1 pseudogene is annotated in these 278 nt (G+C 62.2%); it reads left to right on the forward strand.

Going from position 1 to position 278, the window contains the following annotated elements:
- Positions 1–161 precede the first annotated feature (161 nt).
- Positions 162–278 (forward strand): annotated as a pseudogene (locus ACKRDP_RS09890) (4-hydroxyphenyl-beta-ketoacyl-CoA hydrolase); the annotation flags it as partial.

Here is a 278-nt window from a genome sequence, read left to right on the forward strand (position 1 = left end):
GGGTGGTGGCGGCGCTCGGCGTCGTGATCACGCTCATTTCGGCAACCGTCGGTTCGCTCGCGCTGGCATACGGGCGCCGGGTAAGCGGACGCCGCACTCGCCAGTCGATCTGAATCTGATCACTCTGCACCGAAAGCACCGAAAGCACCGAAAGGATGTTCATGACCACCCGTTATGAATACGCCGTCGACTTCGACGCGATCACCGCGCTGGACTTCCATACCCACGTCGAGATCGACGGATGCGGCCACAAGGCCCTCGATGACGAGCTCATCGCC

This window comes from Pampinifervens navoyensis (genome assembly GCF_046159715.1).
Lineage (GTDB): Bacteria > Aquificota > Aquificia > Aquificales > Aquificaceae > Pampinifervens.